The sequence below is a fragment of the Kitasatospora dryopteridis genome, from assembly GCF_050749075.1.
GTDB lineage: Bacteria > Actinomycetota > Actinomycetes > Streptomycetales > Streptomycetaceae > Kitasatospora.
Genome location: NZ_CP192749.1, coordinates 5,171,395 through 5,191,087, shown reverse-complemented (window position 1 = coordinate 5,191,087; position 19,693 = coordinate 5,171,395). Strand labels below are relative to the sequence as shown.

The 19,693-nt window shown below is 74.4% G+C and carries 19 protein-coding genes and 1 pseudogene; 4 read left to right on the top strand and 16 right to left on the bottom strand.

From position 1 onward, the window contains the following. Positions 1-3 precede the first annotated feature (3 nt). The 9 genes and pseudogenes from gatC to ACQ614_RS23535 all read right to left on the bottom strand — a co-directional run bounded on the left by gatC (position 4) and on the right by ACQ614_RS23535 (position 10,649). Positions 4-300, bottom strand: coding sequence for an Asp-tRNA(Asn)/Glu-tRNA(Gln) amidotransferase subunit GatC (gatC, locus tag ACQ614_RS23575; RefSeq protein ID WP_033820075.1), 297 nt, complete (start codon positions 298-300; stop codon positions 4-6). 138 nt (positions 301-438) lie between these two features. After that, a complete protein-coding gene (locus ACQ614_RS23570; RefSeq protein ID WP_431680639.1) occupies positions 439-1,272 on the bottom strand; it encodes a hypothetical protein in 834 nt (277 codons plus the stop codon). 210 nt (positions 1,273-1,482) lie between these two features. After that, positions 1,483-3,141, bottom strand: a pseudogene (locus tag ACQ614_RS23565) (putative bifunctional diguanylate cyclase/phosphodiesterase); the annotation flags it as partial. Between the two features lie 390 nt (positions 3,142-3,531). After that, positions 3,532-5,790 (bottom strand): NAD-dependent DNA ligase LigA, encoded by a 2,259-nt coding sequence (ligA, locus tag ACQ614_RS23560; RefSeq protein ID WP_431680638.1) that lies wholly within the window; start codon positions 5,788-5,790, stop codon positions 3,532-3,534. A gap of 18 nt (positions 5,791-5,808) precedes the next feature. After that, on the bottom strand, positions 5,809-6,819 hold the full coding sequence (locus ACQ614_RS23555; RefSeq protein WP_431680637.1) for a methionine synthase: 1,011 nt from the start codon (positions 6,817-6,819) through the stop codon (positions 5,809-5,811). A gap of 37 nt (positions 6,820-6,856) precedes the next feature. After that, complete coding sequence (locus ACQ614_RS23550; protein ID WP_431680636.1) at positions 6,857-7,546, bottom strand: SDR family oxidoreductase; 690 nt, start codon at positions 7,544-7,546, stop codon at positions 6,857-6,859. Positions 7,547-7,561: 15 nt separating this feature from the next. Continuing rightward, complete coding sequence (locus ACQ614_RS23545; RefSeq protein WP_431680635.1) at positions 7,562-8,089, bottom strand: TIGR00730 family Rossman fold protein; 528 nt, start codon at positions 8,087-8,089, stop codon at positions 7,562-7,564. Between the two features lie 162 nt (positions 8,090-8,251). Then, complete coding sequence (gene mnmA, locus ACQ614_RS23540; protein ID WP_431680634.1) at positions 8,252-9,379, bottom strand: tRNA 2-thiouridine(34) synthase MnmA; 1,128 nt, start codon at positions 9,377-9,379, stop codon at positions 8,252-8,254. Between the two features lie 88 nt (positions 9,380-9,467). Continuing rightward, positions 9,468-10,649, bottom strand: a complete 1,182-nt coding sequence (locus ACQ614_RS23535) for a cysteine desulfurase family protein (protein ID WP_431680632.1) — start codon at positions 10,647-10,649, stop codon at positions 9,468-9,470. 134 nt (positions 10,650-10,783) lie between these two features. Between ACQ614_RS23535 and ACQ614_RS23530 the strand changes: the two genes are divergently transcribed. Beyond that, positions 10,784-11,599 (top strand): IclR family transcriptional regulator, encoded by an 816-nt coding sequence (locus ACQ614_RS23530; protein WP_431680631.1) that lies wholly within the window; start codon positions 10,784-10,786, stop codon positions 11,597-11,599. On the opposite strand, the gene ACQ614_RS23525 is transcribed toward ACQ614_RS23530, so the two are convergent. Next, on the bottom strand, positions 11,535-12,194 hold the full coding sequence (locus ACQ614_RS23525) for a trimeric intracellular cation channel family protein (protein WP_363491599.1): 660 nt from the start codon (positions 12,192-12,194) through the stop codon (positions 11,535-11,537). The two genes, ACQ614_RS23530 and ACQ614_RS23525, sit on opposite strands and share 65 nt — an antisense overlap. Before the next feature lie 131 nt (positions 12,195-12,325). Here ACQ614_RS23525 and ACQ614_RS23520 point away from each other — a divergent pair, with 131 nt between their 5' ends. Then, on the top strand, positions 12,326-12,754 hold the full coding sequence (locus ACQ614_RS23520; protein WP_431680630.1) for an FHA domain-containing protein: 429 nt from the start codon (positions 12,326-12,328) through the stop codon (positions 12,752-12,754). 36 nt (positions 12,755-12,790) lie between these two features. Here the strand turns inward: ACQ614_RS23520 and ACQ614_RS23515 are convergent, their stop codons facing one another. From ACQ614_RS23515 to ACQ614_RS23495, 5 genes are all read right to left on the bottom strand, one after another. Then, positions 12,791-14,065 (bottom strand): protein kinase domain-containing protein, encoded by a 1,275-nt coding sequence (locus ACQ614_RS23515; protein ID WP_431680629.1) that lies wholly within the window; start codon positions 14,063-14,065, stop codon positions 12,791-12,793. Further along, complete coding sequence (locus ACQ614_RS23510) at positions 14,062-15,213, bottom strand: hypothetical protein (protein ID WP_431680628.1); 1,152 nt, start codon at positions 15,211-15,213, stop codon at positions 14,062-14,064. Before ACQ614_RS23510 ends, ACQ614_RS23515 begins: the two co-directional genes overlap by 4 nt. Before the next feature lie 59 nt (positions 15,214-15,272). After that, positions 15,273-16,052 (bottom strand): ferritin-like domain-containing protein, encoded by a 780-nt coding sequence (locus ACQ614_RS23505; protein WP_431680627.1) that lies wholly within the window; start codon positions 16,050-16,052, stop codon positions 15,273-15,275. Between the two features lie 173 nt (positions 16,053-16,225). Next, on the bottom strand, positions 16,226-17,020 hold the full coding sequence (locus ACQ614_RS23500) for a methyltransferase domain-containing protein (protein WP_431680626.1): 795 nt from the start codon (positions 17,018-17,020) through the stop codon (positions 16,226-16,228). 38 nt (positions 17,021-17,058) lie between these two features. Next, the gene (locus ACQ614_RS23495) at positions 17,059-17,508 is read right to left on the bottom strand and encodes a VOC family protein (RefSeq protein ID WP_431680624.1); all 450 of its coding nucleotides are present in this window, start codon (positions 17,506-17,508) and stop codon (positions 17,059-17,061) included. Positions 17,509-17,529: 21 nt separating this feature from the next. Between ACQ614_RS23495 and ACQ614_RS23490 the strand changes: the two genes are divergently transcribed. Beyond that, entirely contained in the window at positions 17,530-18,129 is a 600-nt protein-coding gene (locus ACQ614_RS23490) for a CGNR zinc finger domain-containing protein (RefSeq protein WP_431680623.1), read from the top strand. After that, the gene (locus ACQ614_RS23485) at positions 18,126-18,557 is read left to right on the top strand and encodes an SRPBCC family protein (protein WP_431680622.1); all 432 of its coding nucleotides are present in this window, start codon (positions 18,126-18,128) and stop codon (positions 18,555-18,557) included. Before ACQ614_RS23490 ends, ACQ614_RS23485 begins: the two co-directional genes overlap by 4 nt. Positions 18,558-18,591: 34 nt before the next feature. Here the strand turns inward: ACQ614_RS23485 and ACQ614_RS23480 are convergent, their stop codons facing one another. Further along, positions 18,592-19,692: an ABC transporter ATP-binding protein gene (locus ACQ614_RS23480; RefSeq protein WP_431680621.1), complete on the bottom strand. Its 1,101-nt coding sequence runs from the start codon at positions 19,690-19,692 to the stop codon at positions 18,592-18,594. Position 19,693: the final 1 nt, after the last annotated feature.

Here is a 19,693-nt window from a genome sequence, read left to right as displayed (position 1 = left end):
CGCTCAGTCCTCCCCGAGGATCTGGGGCACACGGAAACGCTGCTCCTCGCTCGCCGGGGCGCCGGACAGCGCCTGCTCGGGGGTGAGCGACGGCCGCACCTCGTCCGCGCGCATGACGTTGGTCAGCGGCAGCGGGTGGGAGGTCGGCGGGACGTCCTGTCCGGCGACCTCGGAAACGCGGGCGACCGCGCCGATGATCACGTCGAGCTGCTCGGCGAAGTGGTCCAGCTCTTCGGCCTGCAATTCGAGACGCGACAGCCGAGCGAGGTGGGCGACCTCCTCGCGCGTGATGCCAGGCATGCAGCGATCCTCAGGTTCGGGTTCGGGTGAGACCGGGGGCTTGCCCGTCCTCTTGGTCTAAGGACACATCCTATGGCGCACACGCCCGCACCCGGCGCCGCACAAGGCCCGGACCCGAAAGCGAGGCGCAAGGGCCAGTCACAGCGACATGGTTGCGGGGTCTGTCGGCTCGCCGCTGTCGCTGTTCAGGCGGTCCAGGTCGAGGGTCTCGGCCGGGGACGGCGCCTCGGCCCTGACCGGCACGCCGAACTCCTTGAGCTCCACCCGGCCGGTCTCCTCCCCGCCCGTCTTCTCCATCCGCAGCGGGTACGGCTCGCCGCGGGTGGCCACCGTCAGGGTGCTGGTGCCGTCGTCCGCGGTGCCGCTGACGGTGACCGCGGGGGTGCCGTCCACGGTGGCGGGGCCGCCGACCGCGAGGCTGTCCGGGGTCTGCTCGAGCAGGGCGCCGCCGAGCGCGTCCAGGTCGCACACGTCGCCGATCTGCGAGAAGTCGGTGTTGTCGGTGGTGGTCTTCAGGTACTTCTCGCCGACCAGGTCTTCGGCGGCGGCGCCGCCGTGGCTGCGCCAGAACACCGCGTCCGGCTTGACCCACAGTTCGGTGCCGAGCTTGACCAGGCGGAAGGTGCCCTGGCCGCTGAGGCCCATGGTGCCCGCGCAGGTGCCGGAGGTGTCCGTGGACAGGTCGAAGGTGACGGACTGGCCCTGGCTGCTGCCGCGGCCGGTGATCCGCACCGAGCCGGCCGCCTTGAGCGCCCCCACCGAGCGCTCGACGATCTCGCGGGCGGGGAGTGCGGCCACGCCGTTCTCGGGCCTGGCGGAGGCGGAGGCCGTCGGCCCGGAGGCGGAGCGGGCCGAGCCGCCGGAGGCGCTGCCCGGGGCCGCACCGGGCGCCCCGGCGCCGCCGTTGCAGGCCGCGGCGCCCGCCAGCAGGACGAGACCGGCCAGAACTGCGGCCGTCCGCTGCTCGCTCACGGCGGTTCTCCTTCGACGACGTCCGGTGGTGTGCTCAGAGGGTCACACTCAACCGGAATCACCGCATCCGCAACAAGGGGCGCGAACGAAGGAAGCCGCCGTCCGCCCCGGACGGCCGGCCGTGGTGGACCCGCGCGCACGTCTGCCCGCGGCCGCCGTCCGTACACGGCCGGGGGCGGGCGGATGCCGTGTGCGGGGCCCGCGGGCGGGTCACTGCTGGGTGGTCGGCGCGGGCAAGGGGGTGGTCGGGGCGGGCAGTTCGGCCTGGGCCGAGACGGTCGGCAGCGACCGCGGCTGCGGAACGGGCGGGGTGAGCGGCTGCTGGGGGGCGAGCCGCTCGACCCGGGCGGTGCCGGTCTGCCGCACCATCAGCCAGGCGGTCGCCTGGTCGGCGGGGAGTGCGGCCGACACCAGCCAGCCCTGCACGGCGTCGACGCCCATGCTGTGCAGCCGCTCCCAGGTCTCGTCGTCCTCGACGCCCTCGGCGACCACGGTGAGCCCGAGCGAGTGGGCGAGCTCGACCGAGCAGCGCACCACGGCGGCGTCGTGGTCGTCGGCGACCATCCGGGAGACGAAGGAGCGGTCGATCTTCAGCTCGCCGACCGGCAGGCTGCGCAGCCGGGCCATCGAGGAGTGGCCGGTGCCGAAGTCGTCCAGGGACATCCCGACGCCGTAGCGGCGCAGTTCGGCCAGGGTGTCGGCGGCGCGCCGGGAGTCGTCGAGGAGCAGCCGTTCGGTGATCTCCAGCTGGAGGGCGTGGGCGGGCACGCGGTGCCGGGTGAGGTGGCCGGCGACCCGGGTGGCGAAGCCCGGGTTGAGGACGTCCCGGGGCGAGACGTTGACGGCGACCGGCACCTGCAGCCCCTGTTCGCGCCAGGCGGCGAGCTGGCCGACCGCCGCCTCCAGCACGTAGTCGGTGAGCCGCGGCATCAGGCCGCTGGACTCGGCGAGGCCGATGAACTCGTCCGGGGGGACGCGGCCCTGGCCGGGCCGCTCCCAGCGCAGCAGTGCCTCCAGGCCGACCACCCGGCCGTCGAAGGCGACCTTCGGCTGGTAGTGCAGCTGCACCTCGCCGGTCTCCAGGGCACGGCGCAGGTCGCCGAGCAGGCCGATCCGGTACGGGGTGTCGGTGTCCTGGGCCTCGTGGTAGACCTCGACGCCGCTGCGGCCGCGCTGGGCGTGGCCCATGGCGACGTCGGCGCGGCGCAGAAGCGATTCGGCGTCCCGGGCGTGGGCGGGGTACACGCAGACGCCGGCGCTGGCCTCCAGGACGAGCAGCAGGCCGTCCAGGCGGATCGGGGCGGCCAGCTCCGCGATCAGCGCCTTGGCGATCCGCTCCAGCGTCTCGGGGCGGCCGACGCCGGGCAGCAGGACGGCGAACTCGTCGCCGCCCATCCGGGCGACCACTGGCCGGCCGCCGCGGTGCAGCGGGGAGGGCAGGGCGGCGGCGACCTCGTCGGGTCCGGTGCGGGCGGGCACGGCCGACGTCCGGGAATGGCCGGTCCGCAGCGCCCGGTGCAGTCGGCGGGCGATGTGCACCAGCAGCCGGTCGCCGGCGGTGTGGCCGAGCGCGTCGTTGAGCGAGCGGAACCGGTCGAGGTCGAGCAGCACGATGCCGACGCTGTAGTCCTCGTCGCCGTCGTGCCGGGCGATGGCGTCCTGGGCCGCCAGGAGTAACGCCTGACGGTTCGGCAGGTCGGTCAGCGGGTCGGTGAGCTGGTCCCTCGCCCGGTCCCTGGCGATCCGCCAGGCGGCGACCAGCACCGCCAGCGGGACGGCGAACAGCGGCAGCAGTTCCGGTTCGTACCGGTAGACCAGCACGGCCAGCGGGATGAGCGGCGCGGCACCGGCCAGCAGCACGCCGAGCAGCAGGACCGCCCCTGCCACCCCCTGCGGCGGGCGTGTGGGCGCGCCGCCGGTCGTACGATCCATATGCCCTGTCCTCCGTCGGGCCCGCCCCGACAGGCCGCCTCACGGTGAGGCACCTGGCGGTGCCGGTGGACGTCAGGTATCGGGGCGCCCCACGAGCGGCGGCCGGAACCGTCGCCATTTCACCCCTGCTGACACTCTGTTGCGCCAAGGGTAAGCCGGAGTCCGCCGACAGGGCGGACTTTCGGACAACCCTGGGCGCGCCACCGGCAGACCGATGCCGGACAGTGACACAATGCCCGGTTTCCGGCTCGGTGCACCCGTGACGCGGTGTCAGGACGATAACAGGATCGGGCCGTGGGACGCCGCCGGACTCCCCCGGCGGACGCGCTAGCCGGCGGCCTCGGCGTCACCCGTGCCGGCGAGGGCGCGGGCGGCCTCGGTGCCCTGTTCCAGCAGCACGGCGAAGCCCGCGTCGTCGAGGACCTGCACCCCGAGCTGGACGGCCTTGTCGTACTTCGAGCCCGGGTTGTCGCCGACCACCACGAAGTCGGTCTTCTTGGACACCGAGCCGGTGACCTTGGCGCCGCGCGAGGTGAGCGCCTCCTTGGCGCCGTCCCGGGTGTGGCCGGTCAGGGTGCCGGTGACGACCACGACGAGGCCCTCCAGCGGGCGCTCGCCCTCCTCCTCGGCGCCGGTCTCGGTGAACTGCACACCGGCGGCCCGCCACTTCTCCAGGATCTCCCGGTGCCACTCCTCGGCGTACCACTCCTTGACGGCCTTGGCGATCTTCGGGCCGACGCCCTCGGCGGCGGCCAGCTCCTCCTCGGTGGCGGCGAAGATCCGGTCCAGGTCGCGGAACTCGCGGGCCAGCGCCTGCGCGGCGACCGGTCCGACGTGGCGGATCGACAGGCCGTTCAGGTACCGCCACAGCGGCCGGTCGGTGGCCGCGGCGAGGTTGTCGAGCAACGCGGTGAGGGCCTTCTTGGGGGCTCCGGCGGTGGTGGCGAAGAAGAAGACCTCCTTCTCCTCGCCGGTCTCGTCGTCCAGCTTGGGCATGCCGGTCTTGGGATCGCGCACCAGCACCTTGATCGGCAGCAGCTGCTCCTCGGTGAGGCCGAAGATGTCCCCTTCGTTCTTGACAGGCGGCTCGGCGGGCTCCAGCGGCTGGGTGAGCGCGGTGGCGGCGACGTAGCCGAGGCCCTCGATGTCCAGCGACTCGCGACCGCCGAGGTACGCCAGGCGCTCGCGCACCTGTGCCGGGCAGTACCGGGCGTTGGGGCAGCGCAGGTCGATGTCGCCCTCGGACATCGGGCGCAGCTCGGTGCCGCACTCGTGGCAGTGCGTCGGCATCACGAACTCCCGCTCGGTGCCGTCCCGCAGGTCCTCCACCGGGCCGAGGATCTCAGGGATGACGTCGCCGGCCTTGCGCAGCACCACGGTGTCGCCGAGCAGTACGCCCTTGGCCTTGACCACCTGCTGGTTGTGCAGGGTGGCGTACTGCACCATCGAGCCGGCCACCTTCACCGGCTCGGCCATCACCGCGTACGGGGTGGCCCGGCCGGTGCGGCCGATGCCGATCTTGATGCTGGCGAGCTTGGCGGTGACCTCCTCCGGCGGGTACTTCCAGGCGATCGCCCAGCGCGGGGTCGAGGAGGTGGCGCCGAGCCTGCCCTGCAGGGCGATCTCGTCGACCTTGACGACCACGCCGTCGATCTCGTGCTCGACGGAGTGCCGCTGCTCGCCGTACTGCTTGATGAAGGCGCGGACCTCGTCGAGCGTGCCGACCACCTTGTTGTGCCGGGCGGTCGGCAGGCCCCACTCGCGCAGCAGGTCGTAGGCGTGCGACTGGCAGTCGATGTCGAAGCCGACCCGGGTGCCGATGCCGTGCACCACCATGTGCAGCGGGCGGGAGGCGGTGACCAGCGGGTCCTTCATGCGCAGCGAGCCGGCGGCGGCGTTCCGCGGGTTCATGAACAACTTGACCATCGCATGCGGGCGCCGGCCCTCCTTGGCCCGCTCCTCGTTCTCCTGCCTGCGCCGCTCGTTCTCGGCGGCGAAGGAGGCGTTGAGCGCCTCGAAGGCCTCCGTCGGGAAGTACACCTCGCCGCGGATCTCCACCAGTTCGGGGACGTTGTCACCCTGCAGCCGGTGCGGGATCTCCTTGATGGTGCGGATGTTGGCGGTGATGTCCTCGCCGACCCGGCCTGTGCCGCGGGTCGCGGCCAGCACCAGCTCGCCGCGCTCGTACGTGAGGTTGACGGCGAGGCCGTCCACCTTGAGCTCGCACAGGTAGTGGTAGTCGAGGCCGTCGAGCTCGCGGGCGACGCGCTCGGCCCAGGCCGCGAGCTGCTCGTCGTTCATCGCGTTGTCGAGGCTGAGCAGCCGCTCCCGGTGCTCGACCTTGGTGAAGCCCTCGGCGACGGCGCCGCCCACCTTCTGGGTGGGCGACTCGGGCGTGCACAGCACCGGGTGGTCGACCTCGATCGCCTGCAACTCCCGCATCAGGGCGTCGAACTCGGCGTCGCTGACGACCGGCGCGTCCTGCTCGTAGTAGCGGACGCGGTGGTCCTCGATCTCGGCCGCCAGCTCGGCGTGCCGCCTCCGGACCTCCGCGGGGACGTCCTCCCAGCCCTCGACCGCCGCCACCGTGCGCCTCCTAGCGTCTCACTCCGGGTTGTCCACCAGGCTCTGCGCGGCCCTCGCGCTGTACGACAGCGCCCGGCGCGCGTACGCGGGGGACGCCCCCGCCAGCCCGCAGGTCGGCGTCACCAGCACCCGGCGGCCCAGCAGCTCCGGGCCGAACCCGAGCCTCTTCCACAACGTCCTGACACCCTGGACACTACCGGCCGGGTCGGACAGTCCCCCGTCGATGGAGGGCACGACACCGGCAAGGATCACCGTGCCCGCCTCGACCGCCTCACCGAGGTCGTCGTCCTCACGCTCCGTCAGCAGCGAGAAGTCCAGGGACACTCCGGCCACCCCGGCCCGGCGCAGCAGCGGGATCGGAACGCCGGGGGCGCAGCTGTGCACCACCACGGGCACGTCCAGGGCGCGGATCACCGAGCGGAGCGCCTCCTCGGCGACCTGGCGGTCGACGGCGCGCAGCCGCTGGAAGCCGCTGGCGGTCTTCACCGCGCCGGCCAGCACGGCGGGCAGCGAGGGCTCGTCCAGCTGCAGGACGAGCTGCGCGCCGGGCACCCGCCGGCGGACGTCGGCGAGGTGGCGGCGCAGGCCCTCGGTGAGCGACTCGGCGATGTCCCGGCAGGCGCCGGGGTCGGCCAGCGCCTTCTCGCCGTGCTTGAGTTCGACCGAGGCGGCGAGCGTCCACGGGCCGACGGCCTGCAGCTTGAGCGCGCCCTCGTGGCCCTGGGTGAACTCCTCCAGGGCGTCGAGGTCCTCGCCGAGCCAGGAGTGGGCGCGGCGGGTGTCGCGGCCTGGCCGGTCGGCGAACCGCCAGCCGCTGGGCTCCACCTGGGCGAACAGCTCGACGAGCAGGCCGGCCCCGCGGCCGATCATGTCGGCGCCGGGACCGCGGGCCGGCAGCTCCGGCAGGTGGGGCAGCTGCTCGAGCGCGCCGACCGCCGTCCGGGCCGCCTCACGGGCGTCGGTGCCGGGCATCGACCCGACACCCGTGGCGGCGCCGTACAGCTCGGGGAAGGGGAATTCAGTGCTCACACCGCCCGAGCCTAGCCAGAACGGGCGTCCCCCGCGGCTACCGGCCCGGGCGGACGGTGATCTCGGTGAGTTCGGCGTCGCGCGGGAGGTCGATCGCGGTGAGGATCGCGGTGGCGACGGACTCGGGGGCGATCCACTGCGCGGGGTCGTAGTCGCGGCCCTCCTGGCGGTGCACCTTCTCCTGCATCGGGGTGGCGGTGCGGCCCGGGTAGACGGTGGTGACCCGGACGCCGTTGCCGTGCTCCTCGGCGCGCAGCGAGTCGGCGAGCGCCCGGACGGCGAACTTGCTGGCCGCGTAGGCGCTCCAGTTGGCGTGGGCGTACAGCCCCGCACCGGAGTTGACGAAGACCACGTGGCCGCGGGCCTGCCGCAGCGAGGGCAGCAGCAGCCGGGTGATCTCGGCGGGGGCGACCGCGTTGACGTTCAGCTGCTCCTGCCAGGCCTTGACCGGGAGGTCGCCGACGTTGCCGAGTTCGACCACTCCGGCGATGTGCAGCAGCGAGTCGAGTTCGACGGGCAGGCTCTGGTGGCCGAACGCCCAGGAGAGCTTCGCCGGGTCGGCGAGGTCGCCGACCAGGGTGGCGGCGCCCTGGAAGCGCTCGCGCAGCTCGGCTGCGCGCCGGGCGTCCCGGGCCAGCAGCAGGACGTCCTCGCCGCGGGCCAGCAGCCGCTCGGCGACGACCGCGCCGATGCCGGAGCCGGCACCGGTGATCAGGTGGGTTCCCATGGGGTGGTCCTGTCGTCAGAGGCGGTCGAGGGCCGCGAAGGCCTCGCCCGGGGTGGTGGCGAACACGACGAGCTCGTCCAGCGGGCGGGGCAGGAAGCCCTCGGTGTCCATCCGCTCGAGCTGGGTGCGCAGGCCGGAGTAGAAGCCCTCGGTGTCCAGGAAGACCACCGGCTTGTCGTGCAGGGCGTGCTTCTTGAGCTCCAGCACCTCGGTGACCTCGTCCAGCGTGCCGAGGCCGCCGACCAGCACCACCAGGGCGTCGGCGCGCTCCAGCAGCAGGGCCTTGCGGGTGGCGAGGTCGGGGGCGGTGACCAGTTCGTCGGCACCCTCGTAGGCCTTGTGCGCGAGGAGTTCGACGGAGATGCCGACGAGCCGGCCGCCGGCCTCCTTCACGCCGTCGGCGAGCAGGCCCATCAGGCCGGCGTGCGAGCCGCCCCAGACCAGGGTGTGGCCGCGCTCGCCGAGCAGCCGGGCGAACTCGGCGGCCGGGGCGGTGTAGCGCTCGTCGAGCGAGTACGCGGAACAGAAGACGGTGATGTTCATAGGGCCCCAGGTGTACACGGGCGGCGCCCGCCCCGCCGGGAATTCCGGTCCGTGGTCCGGACGGGTCCGGGCCGGGGCGCCGCAGTCGGCGGTCGGCAGTCGGCGGTCGGCGGTTGGCGGTCGGCGGTTGGCGGTGCGGTCGGAGGTCGGCGGTGCCGGCCGTCAGACGGTGACGGTGCGGCGCTCGGTGGTGGCGATGGTGGCCGAGCCGACCACCCGGGTGCCGTCGTACAGCACGACCGCCTGGCCGGGCGCGATCCCGCGGGCCGGGCTGTCCAGGCGCACCCGCAGCTCGTCGCCGTCCAGCTCGGCGGTGACCGGCACCTCCTCGCCGTGGGCGCGCAGCTGGGCGGTGTACCGGCCCTCCCCCGCGGCGGGCTCGCCGCACCAGCGCGGCTTGACCGCGGTCAGCGCCAGTACGTCCAGGCCCTCGGCCGGGCCGACGGTGACGGTGTTGGTGACCGGCGAGATGTCCAGCACGTAGCGGGGCTTGCCGTCCGCGGCCGGGCGGCCGATCCGCAGGCCCTTGCGCTGGCCGATGGTGAAGCCGTACGCGCCCTCGTGCTCGCCGAGCTTGGTGCCGTCGGTGTCCACGATGTCGCCGGTCGCGGTGCCCAGGTGCTTGGCCAGGAAGCCCTGGGTGTCGCCGTCGGCGATGAAGCAGATGTCGTGGCTGTCCGGCTTCTTCGCGACCGCCAAGCCGCGGCGCTCCGCCTCCAGCCGGATCTCGTCCTTGGTGGTGTCGCCCAGCGGGAACAGCGAGTGCGCGAGCTGGTCGGCGTCCAGCACGCCGAGGACGTAGGACTGGTCCTTGGCGGCGTCCACCGCGCGGTGCAGCTCGCGGCCGCCGCCCGGAAGGTCCACGATCCGGGCGTAGTGGCCGGTGCAGACCGCGTCGAAGCCCAGCGCGACCGCCTTGTCCAGCAGCGCCGCGAACTTGATCTTCTCGTTGCAGCGCAGGCAGGGGTTGGGGGTGCGGCCCGCCGCGTACTCGGCGACGAAGTCGTCGATGACATCCTCGCGGAAGCGCTCGGCGAGGTCCCAGACGTAGAACGGGATGCCGATCACGTCGGCGGCCCGGCGGGCGTCGCGGGAGTCCTCGATGGTGCAGCAGCCGCGGGCACCGGTGCGGAACGACTGCGGATTGGAGGACAGCGCCAGGTGCACGCCGGTCACGTCGTGGCCGGCCTCGGCCGCACGCGCGGCGGCAACGGCCGAATCCACGCCGCCGGACATCGCAGCGAGCACACGGAGGCGGGGGGTGTTCGGGTCACCGGCGAAGTCACTCATGATGCCCCCAAGCGTACGTGCTCGGGCCAACCACATTTCCGGGGTACGGACACGGCCAACCCGAACCGGCCCTGCCGGCCCGGAGGGGTCAGTGGCGGGCGGTGGCGAGGCCGGCGTTGCGGGCCCGCTCGACGGCCGGGGTGATGGCGGCGGTGAGGGCGTCGACGTCCCCGGGGGTGGAGGTGTGGCCGAGCGAGAAGCGGAGGCTGGCGCGGGCGAGCAGCGGGTCCGCCCCCATGGCGAGCAGCACGTGGCTGGGCTGCGGGACGCCCGCCGAGCAGGCGGAGCCGGTCGAGCACTCGACGCCCTGGGCGTCGAGCAGCATCAGCAGTGCGTCGCCCTCGCAGCCGGGGAAGGAGAAGTGGGCGTTGGCGGGGAGCCGTCCGGCCGGGTCGGGGTCGCCGTTGAGGACGGCGTCGGGGACGGCGGTGGTGACGGCGGCGACGAGGCCGTCGCGGAGTGCGCCGACGCTGGTGGCGAAGTCGGTGCGGCGTTCGACGGCGAGGGCGGCTGCGGCGGCGAAGCCGGCGGCGGCGGGCACGTCGAGGGTGCCGGAGCGGACGTCGCGTTCCTGGCCGCCGCCGTGCAGCAGCGGGACGGGTGCGGCGTTGCGGGCGAGCAGCAGGGCGCCGATGCCGTACGGGCCGCCGATCTTGTGGCCGGTGACGGTGAGGGCGGTGAGGCCGGAGTCGGCGAAGGAGACCGGGACCTGGCCGAGCGCCTGCACGGCGTCGGCGTGCATCGGGATGTCGAACTCGCGGGCGACGGCGGCGAGTTCGACGACGGGCTGGAGGGTGCCGACCTCGTTGTTGGCCCACATGACGGTGACCAGGGCGACGTCTGCCGGATTGCGTTCGATCGCCTCGCGCAGCGCGAGCGGGTGGACCCGGCCGTGGGCGTCGACGGGCAGGTACTCGACCTGGGCGCCCTCGTGCTCGGAGAGCCAGTGGACGGCGTCCAGTACGGCGTGGTGCTCGACGGGGCTGCACAGCACCCGGCGGCGCAGCGGGTCGGCGTCGCGGCGGGCCCAGTAGAGGCCCTTGACGGCGAGGTTGTCGGATTCGGTGCCGCCGCCGGTGAGGACGATCTCGCTGGGGCGGGCGCCGAGCGCCTCGGCGAGGGACTCGCGGGACTCCTCGACCACCCGGCGGGCGCGGCGGCCGGCCGCGTGCAGCGAGGAGGCGTTGCCGACGACCCCGAGGTGGGCGGTCATGGCGGCGACGGCCTCGGGCAGCATCGGGGTGGTGGCTGCGTGGTCGAGATATGGCATGGCGGCTCCCAGTGTAGGGGCCGTCACGGGGTGCGCCGGGCGGGAGGTCCGGCGGGGTCACGATTTGGCCATTGCAGCCTGTGCAACGCGCCGTTAGCCTCCTGCCTCACTGCCGTGCGTTGAGGGGTGGACGGATGTCGCAGACGGTGGACCGGGCGCTGACGATCCTCGCCTCGCTCGGGGACGGCCCTGCCTCGCTGGAGCAGGCGGCCGCGCGGATCGGGGTGCACAAGTCCACGGCGCTGCGGCTGCTGCGCACCCTGCAGGAACACGGTTTCGTGCACCGCCAGCCGGACCACCGCTACCGGCTGGGCGGTCGGCTGTTCGGGCTGGCGCAGCAGGCCCTGGAGGGCATCGACATCCGGCAGGTCGCCGCGCCGTACCTGGCGTCGTTGAACGAGCGGTACGGGCACACCGTGCAGCTGGCGGTGCTGGAGGACGGCGCGGTGCTCTACCTGGACCGGGTGGAGGGCCGGTACCCGGCGGTGCAGGCGGGTGCGCCGGAGGCGGCCGGGCGGATCGGCACGCGCATCCCCGCGGCGGCCTGCGCGGCGGGCAAGGTGCTGCTGGCGGATCTGCCGGAGGAGCAGCTGACGGCGTTTCTGGAGGACCTGGACGGCAGCGGTACGGGCACGGAGCCGCCGGACCCGCGGCTGCGGACCGAGCTGGAGGCCGTCCGCCGCCGCGGCTGGGCGGCGGACCAGGGCGGCTACCGGGAGGCGGTGGACTGCGTGGCGGCGCCGATCATCGGCGCCGAGGGCCGGTCGATCGCGGTGTGCACGATCTCCGCGCCGGCCCGGCTGGCCGTGGAGGCGGAGCTGAGCCGGCTGCTGCCGGAGCTGCTGTGCACGGCGGAGGCGATCTCGCTGGCGTACGGCGGTTCGCCTACTCCTCGCTGGTGCGAGAATCGTTGCGGTGCCAAGCACGTGGTGCGCGCCAGCCGTACCTGAGCGCGAGCATCCGGATGGCGAAGGCGCTGAGCGCGGCCGCGCCGGCGTTCAGCGGGGTGAGCCGGTTGCCGGCGATGAGCGCCGCGACGACGGTGGAGCCGACCAGGGCAGGCACCGCGTAGATCTCGCGGTCCCAGCGCAGCAGGGCGGGCGGTTCGAGGGCGAGCAGGTCGCGGACCACGCCGCCGCCGGCAGCGGTCAGCATGCCCAGGGCGACGGACGGGACGAAGCCCAGGCCGTAGTCGTGGGCCTTGATGGTGCCGGCGACGCAGAACAGGCCGAGGCCCGCGGCGTCCAGGGTCTGCACGGCGGTGTTGATCCGTTCGACCTGCGGGTGCAGGAAGAAGACGACGAGCCCGGCGGCGAGCGGGGTGGAGAAGTAGCCGAGGTTGGTGAAGGCCGCCACCGGTGTGGCCCCGATGACCAGGTCGCGCATGACGCCCCCGCCGAGGGCGGTCGCCTCGGCGAGGACGCAGATGCCGAAGATGTCCATGTTCTTGCGGACGGCCAGCAGGCCGCCGGACAGGGCGAAGACGAAGATGCCGACCAGGTCCAGGGCCTGCTGCAGCCCCGGGGAGAAGATTTGCGAGCTCACCGCCCCATCCTCCACGGTCGGATTGTCCGATCTTGCACCACCCACGCCTGTGGGTCCGCCCGGCCGTGGGATCGCACGGCTGCGCCGGGTTCCGGCAGACTCGTCCCCGAGGGGCGAGGGAGGGGGCGCGGGTGCCGTACACATCCGCCGACAGGTGCGTCTGCGGCACCGTCCGACCGGACGGGCGGCAGCTGGTGTGCCACGGCTGTCTGACCCCGTACGCGCTGCTGCGGCCCGGGCCCGCGCTGCGGCTGGTCTTCCCGACCGGCGCGGTCGAGCTGGCCGCCGGGGAGCAGGCGGTGCTCGGGCGCGACCCGGTGCAGTCGCCGTACTCGTACCTCTTCCGCGGACTGCCCACCATGTCGGGCCGCCATCTGCGGGCCGGGCTGGCGGCGGACGGGCCGGCCTGGGTGGAGGACCTCGGCTCCACCAACCGCACCAGGCTGAACGGACGGCGGCTGCCGCCGGGGGTGCGCCGCCTGCTCACCGACGGCGACCGGCTGCGGGTGGCCCAGGACATCCGGGTCGAGGTCCGGCTCACCGCCGGACACCCCGGCTGACGGGCCGTCGGCCGAGCGCCGCTGCGACCCGGCCGGTCAGTGCGGCGGCAGGCCGCGGACGGCGCGGGCGAGCGGGTGGTGCTCCGGCAGTGCGGCTGCGGTGTCGGCGGCGAGCGCGGCCAGCCGCTGGGCGGCCTCCTCGCGCCGGCCGAGTCCGCGCAGTGCGCGCACCGCGCCGAGCCGGGCGGCGAGCGCGGCCGGGCTGCGGCCCTCCCCCTCGGCGGCGAGCCGGTCGGCCAGTGCGGCGAACCGGTGCCCCGCCGCAGCCTGCCGCCCGGAGGCCAGCTCCCGTTCGGCGAGTTCGAGCTGCTCCCACGCCGCCTCGTGCCGCTGCCCCGCGGTGCTCTCCCGCGCCGGGACCGCGCCGGAGGCACCGGCCGCGGAGACCGGGGCGGAGGCCGCCGCGGCGCCGGTGGGCACGTCCCACTCGGCCGCGGCGAGCAGCCGGGCGGAGGTGGCGGTGATCTCCGCGGCCTCCCCCACGCCCTGCCGGAGGAGCCCGCCGAGGGTGTCCCGGACGGTGGCCGCGGTGGGCCGGTCGCCGGGCCGCTTGGCCAGCATGGCCAGTACGAGTGCGGCCAACCCGGCCGGCGCGGAGGGCGGTTCGGGCGCCTGGGCGAGCACCGCGCGGACGAAGTCCGCGTGGCCCCCGGTCGGCAGGAAGGGCGGCACGCCGGTGAGCAGGGTGTGCAGGACGGCACCGAAGGCGTACAGGTCGGCGGGGGTGTCCGCCTCCTCGCCGACCAGCTGTTCCGGCGCCATGTACAGCAGCGTGCCGAGCACGGTGCCGAGCCGCGTGTAGCGGGTGAGCCCGGCGGCCGGGGCGACCGCGATGCCGAAGTCGAGGACCCGGACCTCGCCGCGGCGGTCCAGCATGAGGTTGGACGGCTTGAGGTCGCGGTGCACGACCGGGGCGGGCCGGGTGTGCGCGTGGTCGAGGGCGTCCGCGACCCGGACGCCGTGGCGGAGCACCTCGGCCACCGGGAGCGGACCGCCGTGCTCCCGGAGCAGGACCTGCAGGTCGGGGCCGGGCAGGTACTCCATGACGATGAACGCGGTGCGGCCGTGCATGCCGCGGTCGAGCACGCCGACGATGCCCGGGTGGTCGAGCCCGGCCAGCAGCCTGGCCTCGCGGTCGAAGCGGCCGCGCACCACGGTGTGGCCGTCGCCGGCGGAGGGGTTGAGCACCTTCACCGCGATCTCGCGGTCCAGCACCCGGTCGTGGCCGCGGAAGACGGTGCCGAAACCGCCCCGGCCGCGCTCCTGCAGCAGCAGGTAGCGGCCGGCGAGCAGGTCGCCGGCCGCGGTCACCGCCGCCGTCCGGGTCTCCGCGGCGGCGGCTGGATCCAGGTGGCGCGCAGCGCCTCGCCCTGCGGCGGCGCCTGGCCGGCCTCCTCGTCGAAGGCGAACTCCTTCCCGCTGAGCAGGAGTTCGACGGTGTCGTGGAGCAGCACGACGTCCCCGCGGGCCAGCGTCCGGCTCTGGCCGCGGCGCAGCAGGATCTCCTGGCCGCCCTGGCGGCGGATGCGGGTTCCGTTGCTGCTCAGGTCCTCGACGGTGATCCGCGGGCCGGCCTGCCGGACGGCGACGTGGTCGCGGCTGATCCACTCCCGTGCGGCGCCGGAGAGCCAGGCGGCGAGCGGGACCCCGGGTTCCCGGGAGGCGCGGCCGACGGTGAGCGGCCGGCCCTCGGCCACCACCCGGCGGCAGCGCACGATGCCGTCGATCCGCACCTTGAGCTGGCTGCGGTGCGGCGCGTCGCCGAGGTCGGCGAGCGGCCGCTGGTGGGTGGGGCAGTGCGGGGTGCGGCGCCCCCGGCAGTCCGGCAGCGGGCCGGCGGCGGGCGCCCGCCGGCCGAAGGTGGGGCAGCCGTCGACGGGGCAGCGCCAGCGGCGGGAGAGCAGCTCGCGGCGCGGGCCGGCGCCGCGGCGGTCGTAGAGGCCGGCGGCGATCAGCGCACTCTCCTCCTCCTTGCGGGAGATCACCCAGTCCGGCGGGAGCTCCATGTACCGGGGCCGGACGGCGATGCCGGGCGGGGCAGGGGTCGCCACGGGCTGCAGGAAGCGGCGGCGGCTGCCGGCGATCCACCGGTACTGGCGGAGGTAGTCGTGGAAGTTGTCGCTGCTGACGACCGGCCGGCCGGTGCGGTCGGCGAGTTCGAGCACCCGGTCGTCGGCGACCGGGAGCACCTCGATCAGGGTGCGGCGCTCCCAGTCGGCGAGCGTCTCCCGTTCGGCGCGGGTGAGTTCGGGCAGGTCGAGCAGCGAGCGGTCGCAGACCGGGTAGACGTGCACGGCCGGGTCGCCGGTGTACCGGACGAGGGCGGCGAGGAGCGCGGTGAAGCGGCCGAGGTCGGCCTTGCGGCCGCTGCACAGACCGGTCTCGCGCACCACGTTGGAGAGGTCGACGACGACGGCGGCGGCGAGTACGTCGACGGCGAGGTGCGACTCCGGCTCCATGGCACGGAAGGTAGCACCCCGCCGTCGGACGGTGACGGGTCTTCGGGGAACGGCCCCGATCAGGCGAAGGACTCCACGGGGGCCGGGCCGCCGAGCGCATTGCGCCGCTCCGGCATCGCCAGGGTCGTCATCCGCCGCCAGCCCAGGGCCCGTTCGTACGCGTAGACGGCGTGGATGCCCGCGGCGAGGACGGCCGACTTGGCGCGCGGCCAGCGGAGGATCTCCCCCATGTGCGCCATGACGGCGAGGCTGACGTCGCGGTAGGTGCGGATCTCGGCCCGGGCGCTCTCCTGGAGGGTGTCCAGGATCGCCCGGCCGTGGCCGGCGGCGGCGAGGCGGAGCAACTCCTCGTGGCAGAAGGCCAGGTGGTTGTCCTCGTCGTTGGAGATCATCCGCACCGCGCGGCCGACCACCGGGTGGTCGCCGAAGACCTTCTTCAGCAGCTGCATCTGCTCGGCGGCCCGCTGCTCGGTGACCCGGCTGTGCGCGAGGTAGGTGATGACGTCCTGCTCGGTGAGCGGCTCGTCGCGGCGGAGCCGGCTGTGGGCGAGTCCGATGCCCTGGTGCTCCAGCAGCATCGTGTAGTCGGTGTCGTCGGGGACCTCGACCGGCGCCAGCCCGCGCTTGTGCAGCAGGGCGTTGAAGATCCGCCCGTGCTTGTCCTCGTCCGCACCGTGCCGGGCGATCTTGGGGGCGAGGACCTGGTCGGTGACGAGCGTGGAGATCCGCGCGTTCTCCCAGCCGCCCTGGTCCTCGCCCTTCGCCGCGATGCTGCAGAACAGGCGGAACGACTCGTCGTTGTCGTGGATCTCCTGGAACAGGCTGCGTGCTGAGAGCATCTGGCCCAACTCCCCCGGCCGCCCGGGCAGGCGCCGTCGTCGATCGGTCCGAACACCGTCAGTGAACGCAGCCTCCCGACGACCCGCAACACCAGACCCCGCCCACTGGTCCGGACGAAGGACCCGGGGACGACCCATGAGGGGCACGGGACAACCCTCGGGGGCTTGCCCCACTACCGCCGGGTGGCGCTCGCGACCAGGGCGGCCACCGGGAGGCCTTCGGCCGCGTACGGGGCGGCGAGGCGGAGGTACTCGGCGCGGATCAGGGCGACCGCCTCGGGCGGCCGGTTCTCGATCAGCGCGGAGGTGAGCACGGTACCGCCGAGCACGTGCTGCCACCAGGCCGCCGGGTCGACCCGGTGCGTCCAGCGGACCGGCCGGACCTCCACCTCGGCGAAGCCGGCCGCGTCGAGCAGACCGGCGAAGCCCTCGGGCGAGGCGTACCGGGAGAAGGGGGAGGCACCGGGCAGCCCCGCGGGATCGTCGCCGCCGACCGCGCGGACGGCGTCGAAGAACAGGCCCTGGGCGCGGTTGGCTGCCAGGCTGTCCCAGCAGGAGAGGGCGAGGCGGCCGCCGGGGGCGAGCACCCGGTGCAGGTCGGCGGCGGCGGCCGGCGGGTCGGGCACGTGGTTGACGACGAAGGCGCCCACCGCCGCGTCGAAGCTGCCTGCCGGGTAGGGAAGCCCGGGCAGGGCGGCCTGCTCGACCCTGGCGCCGGGCAGCGCCGCGGCGGCGACGGCGGCCATCTCGGCGACCGCGTCGGTGGCGACCACCTCGGCCCCGCGGGCCAGGGCGACCGCCGAGAGCCTGCCCGGGCCGCAGCCCACCTCCAGCAGTCTGGTGCCGGCGGTCACCCCGGCCGCGTCCAGCAGCACCGGGTGGACGCCGGCGGTCATGGCGCCGAAGCCCTCGTCGTAGCCGGTGCTGCGCCGGGCCCAGCCGCGCCGTTCGAACTCTGCGAAGTCCATCGCTCCCCCTGTACCGCTCACCGGAACCACCGTGCCGCTCACTGGACGCAGAACTCGTTGCCCTCGGGGTCCGCGAGGGTGACGTGCCGGCTGCCCGGCTCGTCGATGCGGGCGAGCACGGTGGCGCCGAGGGCGGTCAGCCGGTCGACCTCGGACTCGCGGCGCTCGGGGCCGGCGTGCAGGTCCAGGTGGAGGCGGTTCTTGACGCTCTTGGGCTCCGGAACGGCCTGGAAGAGCAGGCGCCGGCCGCGGCCGATGCCGGTGGCCGGGTCGAACGGGTCGTCGGGGTGCCGGACGGCGGCCATCGTGCGGAAGGCCTTGCGGCCGTCGACGACCGTCCAGGCCTCGGCGGGCAGGGCGCCGCCGGCGAGCAGGTGCTCCACGACGGGGCTGTTGTCCTCGACCAGGTAGCCGAGCGCCTCGGCCCAGAAGGCGGCCTGGCGGTGCGGGTCTGCGCAGTCGACGACGATCTTCCAGTCCAGTGTCATGCTACCGGTTATAGTGGTTACATGAACGACGCCGCAACCGGACTCGTGCTGCACTCCCCCGAAGGCACCGCGTGGCGTTTTGACCCCGGCGCGCTCTGCCTGGAGCTGCTGCCCACCGGCGGCCCCGGCCCCTACGCACGTTACGAGGTGCTGCACCGGCCCGCCGACCTCGCGGACTGGATCGCCGCGTGCCGCCTGGAGACCGGCGGGGTGGAGGTCGGCGAGGCCGAGGTGGGTGCCGCCCGGGAGCTGCGCGACGCGCTCTGGCGGCTCGCCGAGGCCCGCGCACAGGGCATGCCGGGCGCCCCCGCCGACTACGACGTGCTCAACCGGGCGGCCGCCGCGCCGCCGCCCGTCCCACGGATCGGCCACGACGGGCGGCCCGCCGCCCCGGCCCCGACCAGTGCGACCGCCGTGCTCTCGGCCGTCGCCCGGGACGCCGTCGCACTCCTCACCGGCCCCTTCGCCGGGCGCATCCGCGCCTGCGGGGCCGACGACTGCCAGCTGGTCTTCGTCGACACCTCCCGGCCCGGACGGCGGCGCTGGTGCTCGATGGAGCGGTGCGGCAACCGGCAGAAGGTCAAGGCGCTGCGCGCCCGCAGGGCCGGACAGGAGGGATGACCGTGTCCGCCGCGAATGCACGACCCACCGGGCTGACCGCGGACGCCGGCTGGGAGATCGGCGTCTCCCGGACGCTGCCGTACCCGCCCGAGGCGCTCTGGCGGCTCGTCACCTCGCCCGAGGGGCTGGCCCTCTGGCTCGGCGAGGGCACCGGGCCGCTCGGCGGGAAGGGCGCCGCGTACCGGACGGCCGACGGCACGGCGGGCGAGATCCGCAGCCACCACCCCGGTTCCCGGCTGCGGCTGACCTGGCGGCCGCCCGGCCGTGCGGGCGACACCACGCTGCAGGTGACCGTCTCGCCCGCGCCGCGCGGCGCGGTGCTGCGCTTCCACCAGGAGCGGCTGGCCGATGCGCAGGAGCGCGAGCGGCAGCGGGCGCACTGGGCGTCGGTCGTCGACGCCCTGGCACAGCTCGGCCCGGGTGCCTGAAACAGGCACCCGGGCCGGCCGGGGGTACTGCGGGTCAGCGGAGGTCGGTGCCCCGCTGGGCGTGGATGCCGCCGAGCCGCTTGGCGTGCGCGCCGGTGCCCGGCCCGGAGGTGTTCTCCGGGAAGTGGCAGGCCACCTGGTGACCCGGGGCGGCCGCGACCAGCGGCGGCTCCTGGGTGGCGCAGACGTCCTGCGCCTTCCAGCAGCGGGTGCGGAAGCGGCAGCCGCTCGGCGGGTTGAGCGGCGAGGGGACGTCACCGGTGAGCAGGATGCGCTCGCGGCGCTCCTTGCGGCGCGGGTCCGGCGTCGGGACGGCGGACATCAGCGCGTTGGTGTACGGGTGCATCGGCGCGCCGTACAGCGCGTCCCGGTCGGCGATCTCGACGATCTTGCCGAGGTACATCACCGCGACGCGGTCCGAGACGTGCCGGACGACCGAGAGGTCGTGGGCGATGATCAGGTAGGTCAGGCCCAGCTCGTTCTGCAGGTCGTCCAGCAGGTTGACCACCTGCGCCTGGATCGACACGTCGAGCGCGGAGACCGGCTCGTCCGCGACGATCATCTTCGGCTTGAGGGCGAGCGCGCGGGCGATGCCGATGCGCTGGCGCTGGCCGCCGGAGAACTCGTGCGGGTAGCGGTTGTAGTGCTCCGGGCTCAGGCCGCAGAGCTCGAGGAGCTCCTGCACGGCCCTCTTCACGCCGCCCTCGGTCGCCACCTTCTGCAGCCGGAACGGCGCACCGACGATGGTGCCGACCGTGTGCCGCGGGTTGAGCGAGGAGTACGGGTCCTGGAAGATCATCTGGATGTCCCGGCGGAGCGGGCGCATCGCAGAGACGCCGAGGTGCGTGATGTCGGTGCCCTCGAACTCGATCTTTCCGCCGGTCGGCTCGTCCAGACGGGTCACCAGGCGGCCCATCGTGGACTTGCCGCAGCCGGACTCGCCGACCACGCCGAGGGTCTCGCCGGCCCGGACCTCGAAGTCGAGGCCGTCCACGGCGCGCACGGCGCCGGACTGGCGGCGCAGCAGCCCCTTGGTGATCGGGAAGTGCTTGGTCAGCCCGGTCACCTTGAGCAGGGGCTGACGGTCGGAGGCGGGCGCGGGTGCGGGGATCGCCGCCGTCTTCGAGTCCGTCATC